Origin of the sequence: Bacillus sp. TL12 (genome assembly GCF_022625245.1) — a bacterium.
GTDB lineage: Bacteria > Bacillota > Bacilli > Bacillales > Bacillaceae_G > Bacillus_A.
In genome coordinates this window covers 102,773-115,926 of sequence record NZ_JAJJBY010000002.1, presented here as the reverse complement: position 1 = coordinate 115,926, position 13,154 = coordinate 102,773, and the positions used below count along the sequence as shown (strand labels likewise).

The following is a 13,154-nucleotide window of genomic DNA, read 5'->3' as shown; positions in this document are numbered from 1 at the left end:
ATGCCCGATTGGTGAGGGCTAACCATCCGTGAAAAACATACGGATGGAAGTTTCACTTTATGTCGAATAAAATATTAATAGGAAAATTATACATTCACACAAACAAAAATAAATAAATAGTATACATTATTTATATGATTGTGTTATACTCTTGGTGGGGATTACGAGAAATATTTCATTAAAATGAAAAGGATGGTATATAAATATGAGTACTGTGAATGTCCAAATTGGATTACACGAATTACTGAACGGAAGCAATGCACAGGTTCAACTAAGCGTTCCACAATTAGTGGAAAAAGTACTAATGAGAAATGAAGGAAAATTAACTTCTACTGGTGCCGTCTCTGCTTCTACAGGAAAGTATACAGGACGTTCTCCTAAAGATAAATTTATTGTGAAAGAAGCATCGGTTGCAGATAAAATCGCTTGGGGATCTGTAAACCAACCGATTTCTGAAGAACATTTTAATAAATTATATACAAAAGTATTAGAATACTTAAAGGAAAAAGACGAATTATTCGTATTTAAAGGATTCGCTGGTGCTGATCGCAACTATCGTCTTCCATTACAAGTTATTAACGAATATGCATGGCACAATTTATTTGTACATCAATTATTTATTCGTCCAACTGAAGAAGAATTAGCAAATCATGAATCTGAATTCACAATTGTTTCTGCACCAAGCTTTAAAGCAGATCCAGAGATTGACGGCACAAACTCTGAAGCATTTATCATGGTTTCATTTGAAAAACGCATCGTATTAATCGGTGGTACGGAATACGCTGGAGAAATGAAAAAATCAATCTTCTCTATCATGAACTTCTTACTCCCAGAACAAGATATTTTATCTATGCACTGCTCTGCAAACGTAGGTGAAGAAGGCGATGTTGCTTTATTCTTCGGTTTATCTGGAACAGGTAAAACAACGCTATCTGCTGATCCACACCGTAAATTAATTGGTGACGATGAACACGGTTGGTCTGATAATGGCGTATTCAATATTGAAGGCGGTTGCTACGCGAAATGTATTAACCTTTCTCATGAGAAAGAGCCTCAAATTTTTGATGCAATTACATTTGGATCAGTGCTTGAGAATGTTGTAATTGATAATCAAACACGTATTGCAGATTATAATGATACTACATTAACAGAAAATACACGTGCTGCATACCCAATTGATGCGATTGATAATATCGTAGTACCAAGTGTTGCAGGACATCCAAATACAATTATTTTCTTAACTGCTGATGCATCTGGAGTATTACCTCCAATCAGTAAATTAAATAAAGAGCAAGCTATGTACCATTTCTTAAGCGGTTACACTAGTAAATTAGCTGGAACTGAGCGCGGCGTAACATCTCCGCAAGCAACATTCTCAACTTGCTTCGGTTCTCCATTCTTACCACTTGATGCATCTCGCTATGCTGAAATGCTTGGTGAAAAGATTGAGAAACATGATGCGAAAGTATTCTTAGTAAACACTGGCTGGACTGGCGGCGAATACGGCGTTGGAAAACGTATGAACTTAGGTTACACTCGCGCAATGGTACAATCAGCATTAAACGGCGAGCTTGATAAAGCTGAAACAGCGAAACATGACATCTTCGGTCTTGAAGTACCACATCATGTACCAGGTGTACCTGATGAAGTATTAATGCCTGAACAAACATGGGCTGATAAAGCAGCTTACAAAGCAAAAGCAATCGAACTTGCAAATGAATTCAAAGAAAACTTCAAGAAATTCGAGAATGTTTCTGAAGATATTATCAAATTGGGCGGTCCAATCGCTTAATTTAAACCTTTACTGTCTGAATGACCTTTACTCATATGAATAAGCATGTTGTAACCTAAAAGGATCGCGTACTCACCGACAAAACCCATGCGACTTTGCTGGTTACACATACTTACAATAAAAAAGAAGCTTACGATAAAAACGTAAGCTTCTTTCTTTTACTTTCGTGGTACTCCTAATGCAAACTTCCTACCCACTTGCTCCCTTTGCTTTAACACACGGCATGGAGCAAAAAAAGCATTGACCGCTTCTACACATCGCCGGACGCTCTCTCCCTACTCAAAAAGAAAAGGAGTATACCAGGAGGGGAAATTTATATATTTTGATTTCCCAACATACACATCACGGCTTCAAAAATAAAAGTGGATTTCCCTCTCACTTGCTCCCTTTGTTTTCACACACGGCATGGGGCGAAAAATGGCACTGACCGCTTCTATCCATGGTCGGACGCTCTCTCCCACCTAAAAGAAAAGTTTTTTTGGTTTTTGTACTTATCTATTTCCTCGCATCTTTCATGCTGTAATACCCTAAATTAATAACAATTAAGAAATAACCACCCATAATTCCAACAGCAAACGCCCACATAACCATATGATGTTCAATCTCATACATAATAATTGCACCGAGAATTGCCGCTGCAAAGCGATTAATCATACCAAGTGTTGGTGCTTTACTCTTTTTTACAATACTATCTCCAAGCTTTTCGATACGTCTTCCTAAAATCCAAACACAATACATACTAACGAGTAAACCAATCCCTACACCTAAAAAGTGAGCAGAAAAAGGTGTCATCGCCCATCCTAATGGCATTGCGCCTAGCAAATAATACATTTGAATTTTAAATGACCTTAATGACATACTAATCATGTAGTTCTCCTTTATCATCTTATTTACATATCATCAGACTTTACCCCGCATTAACGGGCAGTAAGTCTCCCACCTCAAAATTCAGCAAAAACAAGGAAGCTAGGTAGGGGATCAATCCTCCCCACTGATTAAAGTTTCACTTTATCTGTTACATTTAAAAGAAAAACAACATAAACACTACACTTATGTTGTTAAAATATTTTTCAGAAATAATATTATACAAGATTTCTAGTTTGAAGACAGACGCAATTTATGACTTTTTTTCAAACATTTTTTCATAGATTTACAAAAAAGTGATATCAATCTATAAACATATGGATATGATGTATATATACACGTTTTAGTTTTTCAACATATAAACCACGGCCTCGGAAACATAAAGAGACCTCTACTCGTTCCCTCTTTCTGTTCTCACATGGCATGGGGGCGAAAAATGGCACTGACCGCTTCTATCCATGAGGGGATTCTCTCTCCCATCTAAAAAGAAAGCTTTTAATATCTTTTAAAGGAGGCCTCCCATGATTTATTTTTTAATGGCTCTCATCCACCTCATTATCCCTGCACTTATAGGACTCTCGTTATATTGGTACACAAAAAAACATAGCATTTTCTATGCTGTCCTCGGTGTCCTTCTCCCTGGTATTATTCTCATTGCGCTGTTTCGCATACCTTTTCTCAACTTACTTCCACTTATTACTGCTATTTTGTTCCTTATATTTCTGCCCAAAATAAAAAAATAGGAAAGCAGATCATAACTGATCTGTTTTCCTATTTTGATATATGTTCTGGCGCAATTGACTGCGTTTCAAACTTTTCAGATTTCACAAACCATAAACCGAGAAAAATAATCCCTCCGCCGATTATTTGTTGCAGCGAAATATATTCCTTCGCCCATACCGCCGCAAATACAACTGCAACAAATGGCGTAATATACATATACACCATTGTATGAGAGGCCCCAATTTTTTGAACTCCAATATACCACATAACTAAGCCAAATACTGTGACAAAGAAAATAGAATACAATAGCGCAAACCATGTCATTCCTTGTTCAATTTGAAACGGCAATGAAAAAATATGCCATCCGCTCAGTATAGCGAGTGGAATCGCTCCAACAACTGCTGACCATGCAGTTACGCGAAGTGCTGAATATTTTCTAATCAGTGGTCCTGCTAAAACTGGATAGAGCCCCCAGCATATCGATGTAATGAGTCCAATTCCATTTCCATAAAAAGAACCAGCAAGTGAATGCCCAGCTAATAAAACAAGGGCCGCACCGATGCAAGCTATCATAGAACCAACTAACTTCCGCTGGGAAAACTTCTCTTGTTTCAAAAAAATCGCAAACATTGTTGTGAAAATAGGTGAAATAGAAATGAGTAAGGAAGCGTTCGTAGCGGATGTATATTTGATGGTCTCCATAAATAATGTTTGATACAGCACGATTCCCACCACACTAACTACAATAAGCCTTGGTATATCCCTTAATTCCATATGCAATGACTTTTCAATATAAAATGTAAGTAATAATAATAGCGGTGCTGCTGCAATCATACGGAGCGCAGTAAACTCAATTGCTGTAAATTCTACGAGTCCGTATTTTCCAATTGTATAATTGACACCCCAAATCATAACAACACTTAAAAGTAATAATTCAATTCCCCATCTTCTCATGCGTATCCCCTCCGCATAGAAAATTATACAGAAAATTCAATCATATGTACATTTCATTACATGAAAAATTGCATAAGAAAAAGGAGCATACAATTTGCTCCCTCTGAATAAATTATACTCGAATATGAAGTTTCATATTTGGATTATAAAATTGACTTGGACTTTTCAGTTGAAAATGTCCTCCTGATTCATGTAAATCAACAGTCAACTTATCATCCATAAAAACAAGTTTTGTGCGATCCGCAATAAACTGTAATTGATTTGACTCGATGTCTATGTCACGCTCATCTTTTTCCGATACAGCCACTAAATCAATAATGCCACTCATCACGCAGCCGCATCCTTCATTATCATAAAATAATTTTATAAACTTCGCTTCACTTGGAATCGTATCCATAATCTTTCTATATGCTTCATCTGTTACAGTAACGTACATTCAATAGTCCTCCTACCTCTTTACATAAAATGAAACTTTAATCAGTGGGGGTTTTCTCCATCCCCCACTGATTATGAGCCCTCACCAATCGGGCTTTTACGGGCAGTTTATCTCCCACCTAACTTCTTTAGAAAAGCGGAAGCGGTTCGCTCAGAATCGCAGGACGTTGGAGCCCCCGACAGAGAGGCGCTTTTTGCCTCGTCCGAGGGGGCGAAACGACCGGAGATTCTAGCCGCTAGAGCTGGACATTGCTTTCGCCGAATTTTGAGGTGGGAGTATTACTGCCCTTTAATGCGGGATAATTCTTATATTGTACCATTGTTTTTAAGAATTCTATCCATTTATTGTATACAGAAAATTACGACCACTATACAATGTACACATCTACCTATCAATAGGCTGCGTTGTTCTAGACTTCAATATGAAATATTACATATCATTTCTTGATACTTTATATGATATAATCCTAAAGAAATCTGTTAGTAATCCTTCTTCATGCAAATTGCTAACTTGAAAACTTAAGGACTACTAGACCCCTAATAATATGTAAGACTTATGACATCAAAAAAGAGAAAATTCGTTTCGCGAACGGATTTTCTCTTTTTATTTTATTCCGAAATTGGGAGCACAATCTCAACCGTAGTCCCAACTCCAACTTCACTCTCAAATTGTATTTTCCCTTGATGTTCTTCAATAATCTTATATGTAACCATTAATCCTAAGCCAGTTCCATCGTCTTTTGTTGTATAAAAAGCTTCACTCAGTTTAGGAATTTTTTCTTTCGGTATGCCGCATCCTTCATCTGTGATCCGAATAATCATCGCATCTTTTACAGCTACCTGAATGATAATTATTCCACCAGCATGCATCGATTCAATCGCATTTTTTATTACATTTAAAAACACTTGTTTTAAACGTTTTTCATTACATGTTATATTTGGTAACTCACCTTTATAAATGGTATGTATTTTAATTCCTCGTTCCGAAGCAGGCTGTCCCATAATTCTTACCACGTATGAAAGAATGTCTTTTATATTATGATTCCCGCATTCCATTGGCTTAGAATTTCCTAGCTCCACAAGTTCGGTGGCAATTGTATCGATTCTTTCGATTTCCTGCTCCATAATGTCACAATATACTTTATCCTCAGGATACTTTTCTTGTTGTTTGCTAACAAAGCTTTTTAATAGCATTAGTGGATTACGCATTTTAAACCCGATAACCGTCGCCATTCTTCCAATTACAGTCATCTTCTCTGACTTTTGCAATTCCTTATGCGTCAGTTCGATTGTGCGTATATAGGATTGAAACCTCAATAAAATAATCCACCCTATAACTGAAAACAAGCTACAAAGAACAATAGGAATGAGAACAATAAAAGAATTCACGACGAATCCCATTAAAGCATACTTTACGATTGTCCCTCCTGTTACTAACCAAAAATAGCGTTTGTTCACAAAGAGTGGTGCAAAAAGGAAGAAAAATCCTTCTACTATATTCCCTGCATCAAACTCTAAATCTGTTCCATAGTAAATGATAAAATTATGAATGAAATCTAATATATTATATCCTATGAAAATAATATATTTCACAGCATATGGATTCTGTCGCTTCGCCACATATATTCCCACAAACACCAATATAACCATGAGAATATACAACCATATCCCTAAACCCCTTTCTAGAATTGGAGCCCCATCTCCTCCCCCTTCTAGCTTAGGCATAATATAATAATATGCAACATCATAAATAAAAAAAGTCGTAAAGAATAAACTTAAAAACAGCTTTAACGTTCGGATCTCTTCCCTAGTTAATCTATAAACACTGTTCATGTAGTAACTCCTCTATTCACAATAGATATACTTCACCCATCTTGCCTTCTATATCAATTCATTTTGATTTTCCAGCATATACACTATGGCTATGAAAACAAAAGGAAATATCTACTCATTTTCTCCCTTTGTTTTCACTTGGCATGGGGCTAAAACAAGCACTGACCGTTTCTATGCATGGTCGGATTCTCTCTCCTACCTAAAAAGAAAGGGTTTATGTCGTTTTTTGTTCTTATACAGGTAAAATAATATCTACTTTTGTTCCTACGTTGCTTTTACTCGTAATATGTATTTGTCCACTATGTTCTTCAATAATTTTACAAACCACAGTAAGACCTAATCCTATACCACCTTTCTTTGTTGTATAGAAAGCCTCTGTTATACGCTGTAAATTCTCTTCCTGCACGCCGCACCCATTATCTACAATACTTACGATTACACCATCTTCATTTCTTTTGTTTATATGTATCTGAAGTGTTCCGGCATGTTCCATCGCTTCAATTGCGTTCTTTATTATGTATAGAAATACTCCTTTTAATTTACTATGATCACAATCTATTTTTATTTGATCAGGTGCGGCATCATAAGTGAGATACAGCTGTTTCCTCTTGATTTCTGCACTCATTTCTTTCAACGCATTTGATACAATTTCTTCTATTAAATAACTATTGTAGGTAGAAGGCTTACAAGTTGCCATTATCATCAGTTCACTGATCATATTGTTTATATGCTCAATTTCATCAATCATCTGTTCATACACTTTATCCTCTATATATTTCTCTTTCTGCAATTGTGTAAATCCCCTTAATGATGAAAGTGGATTTTTAATTTCATGTCCAACAGACGCTGCCATTTTCCCAATAACTGCGAGCTTTTCAGACTCTCGTTTTTCTATCATTACATTGTTTACAGCAGAAAGGTACTGTAAAAATCGATTCAATAAGAGATACGTTACAAATAATAATAGACTATACATAACCAACGGCATAAATGCTCCCGTTTTTCCCAGGACCAAAAATGCACTATATTTCCCCATTAAAATCAAAAATAGCCACAGTAAATACCTTTTACTCATAAAAATTGGCACAAATAAAATAAAAACAAATTCAAGTATATTCCCATCATCAAATGCTACTTTATTGTGAATTGCATACCAATACAAATTAAAACTTTCCGAAAACATATAAGCTACTAAACATATGTACTTAACACGATATGCCTGTTCTCTTTTTATCAGATACATACTGCATGCGATTAAGCAAGCTCCATACAAAAACTTTGGAATTTGAACATCTAATCTTATAAGTGGTACAGAATCTCCTAGTATAATAGAATAAACTATTTCATATATAACCCATACAATACTCAATACCCATAAAAAAAAGCAGGCATTTTTCTTTTCTTCTTGAAATGATATAAAGTTTTCTTTCACTTTAACACTTCCCCAAACCCCATATACTTTCGTTATATGATTACTAACACACATTATTATAATAAACGACAATATACATTTGCGATACTTTTTCTCTTTTATTTGGCACAGCAATCCGATTGATTCGTCATTTCGTAATCATAAAAAATATGAAAAATAATACTTATAGTATGGGAGTGTGCATATTAAGAATAGAATATGTAAAAATCGGTTAACGGGAGGCTGAACAATGTTTGTTAAAGTCGAAAAAGATGTACATATCTTTGTACAGGATATGAACCCCGGTCCTGACAGTAAGCCTATTTTTTCCGTCCATGGTTGGCCGTTAAATCATCAAATGTTTCAATATCAATTTAACGTATTACCACAACATGGGTTCCGTTGTATCGCTATGGATATACGAGGGAATGGACAATCCGATAAACCTTGGACCGGTTATTCCTACGACCGCTTAGCTGATGACATTGCGATTGTGTTAGACGCCCTTCAAATAGAAAATGCTACTTTAGTTGTTTTTTCTGTCGGCGGTGCCCTTTCAATTCGATACATGTCTCGCTATAACGGAAGACATATTTCAAAATTAGCACTAATAGATGCTGTTTCCCCTTCTTTTGTTAAAAATCAAGATTCTCCTTACGGTGTTTCTAAGGAACAAGCTGATACCCTTATTAATCAAATGTATATGAATCTACCTAAATTTCTTAACGATGTGTCCTTATCATTCTTCAATCGAAACCTAGGTTCCGCTACGTTAGACTGGTTTTCCTACCTCGGACTGCAATCCGCTTCCTATGCTCTTATTAAAATCCTTCAAGCCGCTGCGAACGAAGATGTAATAAAAGATTTAGATCAAATTCATGTTCCAACAATGATATTCCACGGAGTTCATGATCAACTCATTCCTTTCAAAAGTGCTGAGCTTACGCAGCAACGAATTAGAGGATCTAAATTATATTCCCTTACTAACAGTGGACATGGAGCACCTATTGATCAAGCAAACGAGCTTAATCAGGCACTTTTACAGTTCTTAAACACGTAATGAACAATTCCAATAAAGTGAATCTTTAATCAGTAGAGGTTTTCTTCATCCCCCACCTAGCTTAGAGAGTCTTACTGCCCATTAATGCGTGAAACGAAAGACAATAGATTCTTGTTTTTGTGTCGCTATTTACCGAATCGCCGATATATTTCATTTATCATTTTGCACGAACATCCTCTTCTGCAATATTTCATTAAGTTTCCTTACAATCGTTCATTTTCTCCATGACCTAAAAAAAGTATATGTCTTTATCTAATTCTCCATAATAAACCATATGAAACACAATAAGGAGAAAAGGTGAATGTATGGACTCTTTTCATAAATGGCTACGAGGGAAACAATCTTTTTCTACGCAGGAACAAGCTGACAATGTATTAAACAGTATGATTTCTTCTTCTATTTCCATAAATCTAAATCATTTGTCCAAACTATTTGACGGAATTCCAGAGCTAATTACGCGAACCTTTCCATTACAAAATGGACAAGGAGCTGCACTCGTGTATATGGAGGGATTAGTAGATAAAACTGTCATCAATATAGATATTCTTCGCCCCCTCTTATTTCAGGAATGGAATGAGAAAGATTTTTGGAAGTCTTCTGTTTCCATTGGGCAGATCAAAAAGGTTCAGAAATGGTCAGAAATTGAACAAGCTCTTCTACATGGTAAAAGCGTTTTACTTATTGATGGTCAGGTAACAGCATTAGAACTCGAAACACAAGGGGGACCAAAGAGAAATATTCAGGAGCCATCGACAGAAGCTTCATTGAAAAGCTCACATCAAGGTTTTACGGAAATAGCTGGCGAAAACATTGCCCTCATTCGTCGTTACATCCCAAATCGTGAGTTAAAGGTCAAAAATTTCAATGTTGGAGAACGAGCAAGTGCCAAGGTTTCTATGCTTTACCTGGCAGATGTTGCAAATGAAGATGCTCTTAAGGAAATGGAAAGTCGTATTCAATCTATCAAAATTGATGCTCTTCTTAGTACTGGTACATTAGAAGGGTTAATTGAGGATAACTCGTACACCCCATTTCCCCAGTTTTCTATAACTGAACGTCCAGATACAACTGCACATCAGCTGCTGCAAGGTCGAATTGCTATTGTTGTAGACCGCTCACCAGGTGTATTAATTGGGCCTATGACTTTTCCGGCCTTTTTTCAAACGATAGATGATTACAGCTCAAGATCAACAATCGCTTCATTTATACGATTGCTTCGTCTTACAGCATTATTTATTGTGATTTTTGCTCCTGCTCTTTATATCGCTATGATTTCTTTTCATTATGAAGTTCTTCCGCTCAAATTGCTGTTAACGATTGGGGAATCGCGTGCCAAAATTCCTTTCCCTCCCATATTGGAAGCACTATTGATGGAGTTAGTGCTTGAAATGCTCCGTGAAGCAGCCATTCGACTTCCTGGTCCCATAGGACAAACGATAGGCGTTGTAGGCGGGATTGTAATTGGGCAAGCGGCAGTTCAGGCTGGGATTGTAAGTAATGTTATGGTTATTGTCGTAGCAATCACCGCGATTGCCTCTTTCATCATTCCCAATTTGGAAATGTCATCAGGAATTCGTCTCCTTCGTTTTCCTATGATGATTATCGCTTCTATGTTCGGCATAATTGGGATTATGGTCGGGATGACCGTAATCATTATTCATTTACTTTCTTTAGAATCACTCGGTGTTCCTTATAGCAGTCCCATTTCGCCACTACAACATATTTCCGATTGGAAAGATACATTTATTCGTTTACCACAGCGTCTGCTGCAGAAACGACCGTTATCTCTCCGGCCTAAACAAGGAAACAAGCAAGGAAACATGAAAGAAAAGGGGATCATAAGTGAACAAATTTGTAAAACGGGAAATCTCTCTATTACAGTACATTTTAACGATTAGCGGTGTTCAAGTTGGATTCGGGCTACTAACACTTCCACGGGAATTATCCCAAGGAGCTGGCACAGATGGTTGGATATCACTTATTATGGGATGGGCACTCACTACGTTAGTAAGTCTATGTATTGTGCAAATCATGGCAAAGCATCCTGGAGATACTTTACTTCATATACTGACTCGTTATCTAGGGAAATGGCTTGGAAAAACAGGGATGGTTCTCTGGATTCTATATTCTCTGCTTGCAGCTGTTTCCTTGGTTTTTTCTCTCTTAATGATTATTCATATTTGGATTTTGCCTAGAACTCCAATTTATTTAATTATGATTTTATTAACTATTCCAATGTATATGTTAGCTCAAAGCGGAGTGCGAATCATAAGTCGCTATGCAGTCTTTCATTTTTTCTTTACACTTTGGATGCCATTGTTATTATTGATTCCACTTAAAGATGGTCATTTGATATATCTTCTCCCTCTTGTGAAAGAAGGGTGGATGCCGATTTTTAACACTGTGAAATCAACCGTAATTGCTTTTCTTGGATTTGAATTCGGATTTGTCCTCTATCCTTATCTGAATAACAAACGATCTGCCGTAAAAGGTATTATCATCGCCAATGGAATTACATTATTAGCTTATCTTCAAGTCACTCTCGTTTGTTTCGTTTATTTTAGTCCAGATGGAATAATAAAATTTTTATGGCCAACACTTTCCCTTGTTACACCATTTCACTATTCGTTTCTCGAACGGTTTGAAATTATTTTTTTGTCGTTCTATCTCTTTATTGTTTTTGATTCTTGTATTCCTTACATTTTTGCTGCTACTGATGGAATAAATCAATTATTTAATAAACAAAAGAGTACATTACCTATTTGCATCATACTATCTGCATATGTTTTCATTTTTTTCTTCTACACGCCTTCCTCTTACCAAATAGACACATTAAGGGAATTTTTGGGAAAAACTAGCTATTTCTTTGCTTTTATATTTCCGGTTGTGTTTCTCTTGTACATAACAGTTTATCAACGCTGGCAAAGGAGGAGAAGTAAATGATACAGTTCATGAAGTTCATCTTGACCTGTTTTCTGTTAACCCTTCTGACAGGCTGTAGTGATCGACTTGACTTGGAAAAACAATCTATATCATTAATTTACGGGTTTGATACGGACAAAAAAGGGAAATTGACAGTTTACAATTTAATCCCCAATTTTAATGAAGATGTTGAGAAAAAGTATGAAGTACATGAATCGCGAGTGAATACATCAAGGGAAGCGAAAGAAATGTTTAATAGCTCAAGTAATGGTTTAGTTTCTACTGAAAAATTACAACTCATCTTATTCAGCCAAAACCTTTTAGAAAAGAAAGGAGCTATGCCTTACCTTGATGTATGGTATCGTGATCCAAAAAACACTGGAAGTATGCGTATTGTTGCTGTGAAAGGACCCGTTTCTTCTATTATATATAATGACTTTAAAGATAAGCCGCCACTTCCTGAATACTTGACTGATTTGACTAATACAAACAGACTATATAATCGTACAGCTTTTACTACTTTTCATAAATTCCATCAACAATCTTTTAATAAAGGAATAACACCTGCAATCTCAGAGGTAGAAAAAGGAAAGAGGGAACTCGTAGTCACTGGTTCTGCGCTTTTAACTCGCCGAGTAATCTATAAGATGTCTTTAAATCGCACTGAAAGCGCACTGCTTCTTATGCTGCAAAAGGAGGCAACTCCACCTGTTTCCCTTACAATACGTATACCTTCTGCAGCAGTTGCAATCCCTAGTTCTCTTCGGAATACAAAAGAAAAGGGCTTTGTAACGATAAATGTTCTTGATATAAACCGTGATATTTCAACTCGCTATAATGGAAATCATTTTGTTTTTGATATTAAGATGAAACTCAAGGTTTCCATCGCAGAGCGTACATTTGATATAGACATGAAAAAAGATACAGTGAAATTAACTGCACTTATTACGAAACAGCTAGAGAAAGATTTTAATGACTTAATCTATAAGGTACAAAGACAAAAGCTTGACCCATTCGGGTTTGGCGATTATGCACGTGCCTTTCAATATAAACACTGGAAAGAAATTGAAAATGAATGGCCACATACGTTCTCAGAAGCAAGTGTTAAAGTAACACCCACTCTAAAAATTTTAGAAAATGGAATTATTGAATAAAAGAAA

The 13,154-nt window shown here is 36.2% G+C and carries 11 protein-coding genes; 6 read left to right on the top strand and 5 right to left on the bottom strand.

Features of this window, described 5'->3' with window-relative positions:
- The first annotated feature begins 205 nt into the window (after positions 1 to 205).
- On the top strand, positions 206 to 1,792 hold the full coding sequence (gene pckA / locus LOK41_RS02540; RefSeq protein WP_241815031.1) for a phosphoenolpyruvate carboxykinase (ATP): 1,587 nt from the start codon (positions 206 to 208) through the stop codon (positions 1,790 to 1,792).
- A 495-nt stretch (positions 1,793 to 2,287) separates the two neighbouring features.
- Here pckA and LOK41_RS02535 read toward each other — a convergent pair whose 3' ends face one another.
- Entirely contained in the window at positions 2,288 to 2,659 is a 372-nt protein-coding gene (locus LOK41_RS02535; RefSeq protein ID WP_241815030.1) for an ATP synthase subunit I, read from the bottom strand.
- Positions 2,660 to 3,177: 518 nt separating this feature from the next.
- Between LOK41_RS02535 and LOK41_RS02530 the strand changes: the two genes are divergently transcribed.
- Positions 3,178 to 3,399: a hypothetical protein gene (locus LOK41_RS02530; protein ID WP_174100125.1), complete on the top strand. Its 222-nt coding sequence runs from the start codon at positions 3,178 to 3,180 to the stop codon at positions 3,397 to 3,399.
- Positions 3,400 to 3,427: 28 nt separating this feature from the next.
- Here the strand turns inward: LOK41_RS02530 and LOK41_RS02525 are convergent, their stop codons facing one another.
- The 4 genes from LOK41_RS02525 to LOK41_RS02510 form a co-directional block, all read right to left on the bottom strand.
- Entirely contained in the window at positions 3,428 to 4,333 is a 906-nt protein-coding gene (locus LOK41_RS02525; RefSeq protein WP_241815029.1) for a DMT family transporter, read from the bottom strand.
- Between the two features lie 112 nt (positions 4,334 to 4,445).
- On the bottom strand, positions 4,446 to 4,769 hold the full coding sequence (locus LOK41_RS02520; RefSeq protein WP_241815028.1) for an iron-sulfur cluster biosynthesis family protein: 324 nt from the start codon (positions 4,767 to 4,769) through the stop codon (positions 4,446 to 4,448).
- 608 nt (positions 4,770 to 5,377) lie between these two features.
- Entirely contained in the window at positions 5,378 to 6,601 is a 1,224-nt protein-coding gene (locus LOK41_RS02515; protein ID WP_241815027.1) for an ATP-binding protein, read from the bottom strand.
- A gap of 232 nt (positions 6,602 to 6,833) precedes the next feature.
- Entirely contained in the window at positions 6,834 to 8,033 is a 1,200-nt protein-coding gene (locus tag LOK41_RS02510) for an ATP-binding protein (RefSeq protein ID WP_241815026.1), read from the bottom strand.
- 229 nt (positions 8,034 to 8,262) lie between these two features.
- On the opposite strand from LOK41_RS02510, the gene LOK41_RS02505 reads away from it, so the two are divergent.
- From LOK41_RS02505 to LOK41_RS02490, 4 genes are all read left to right on the top strand, one after another.
- On the top strand, positions 8,263 to 9,072 hold the full coding sequence (locus LOK41_RS02505; RefSeq protein ID WP_241815025.1) for an alpha/beta fold hydrolase: 810 nt from the start codon (positions 8,263 to 8,265) through the stop codon (positions 9,070 to 9,072).
- A 305-nt stretch (positions 9,073 to 9,377) separates the two neighbouring features.
- Positions 9,378 to 10,970, top strand: coding sequence for a spore germination protein (locus LOK41_RS02500; RefSeq protein WP_241815024.1), 1,593 nt, complete (start codon positions 9,378 to 9,380; stop codon positions 10,968 to 10,970).
- Positions 10,915 to 12,015, top strand: coding sequence for an endospore germination permease (locus LOK41_RS02495; RefSeq protein WP_241815023.1), 1,101 nt, complete (start codon positions 10,915 to 10,917; stop codon positions 12,013 to 12,015). The genes LOK41_RS02500 and LOK41_RS02495 overlap by 56 nt, the downstream gene beginning before the upstream one ends.
- A complete protein-coding gene (locus LOK41_RS02490; RefSeq protein WP_241815022.1) occupies positions 12,012 to 13,148 on the top strand; it encodes a Ger(x)C family spore germination protein in 1,137 nt (378 codons plus the stop codon). Before LOK41_RS02495 ends, LOK41_RS02490 begins: the two co-directional genes overlap by 4 nt.
- Positions 13,149 to 13,154 lie beyond the last annotated feature (6 nt).

Bases quoted from the DNA above. Each gene is read 5' to 3' on its own strand.
- pckA (WP_241815031.1), top strand. From the start codon at position 206: ATGAGTACTGTGAATGTCCAAATTGGATTACACGAATTACTGAACGGA.
- LOK41_RS02535 (WP_241815030.1), bottom strand. From the start codon at position 2,659: ATGATTAGTATGTCATTAAGGTCATTTAAAATTCAAATGTATTATTTG.
- LOK41_RS02530 (WP_174100125.1), top strand. From the start codon at position 3,178: ATGATTTATTTTTTAATGGCTCTCATCCACCTCATTATCCCTGCACTT.
- LOK41_RS02525 (WP_241815029.1), bottom strand. From the start codon at position 4,333: ATGAGAAGATGGGGAATTGAATTATTACTTTTAAGTGTTGTTATGATT.
- LOK41_RS02520 (WP_241815028.1), bottom strand. From the start codon at position 4,769: ATGTACGTTACTGTAACAGATGAAGCATATAGAAAGATTATGGATACG.
- LOK41_RS02515 (WP_241815027.1), bottom strand. From the start codon at position 6,601: ATGAACAGTGTTTATAGATTAACTAGGGAAGAGATCCGAACGTTAAAG.
- LOK41_RS02505 (WP_241815025.1), top strand. From the start codon at position 8,263: ATGTTTGTTAAAGTCGAAAAAGATGTACATATCTTTGTACAGGATATG.
- LOK41_RS02500 (WP_241815024.1), top strand. From the start codon at position 9,378: ATGGACTCTTTTCATAAATGGCTACGAGGGAAACAATCTTTTTCTACG.
- LOK41_RS02490 (WP_241815022.1), top strand. From the start codon at position 12,012: ATGATACAGTTCATGAAGTTCATCTTGACCTGTTTTCTGTTAACCCTT.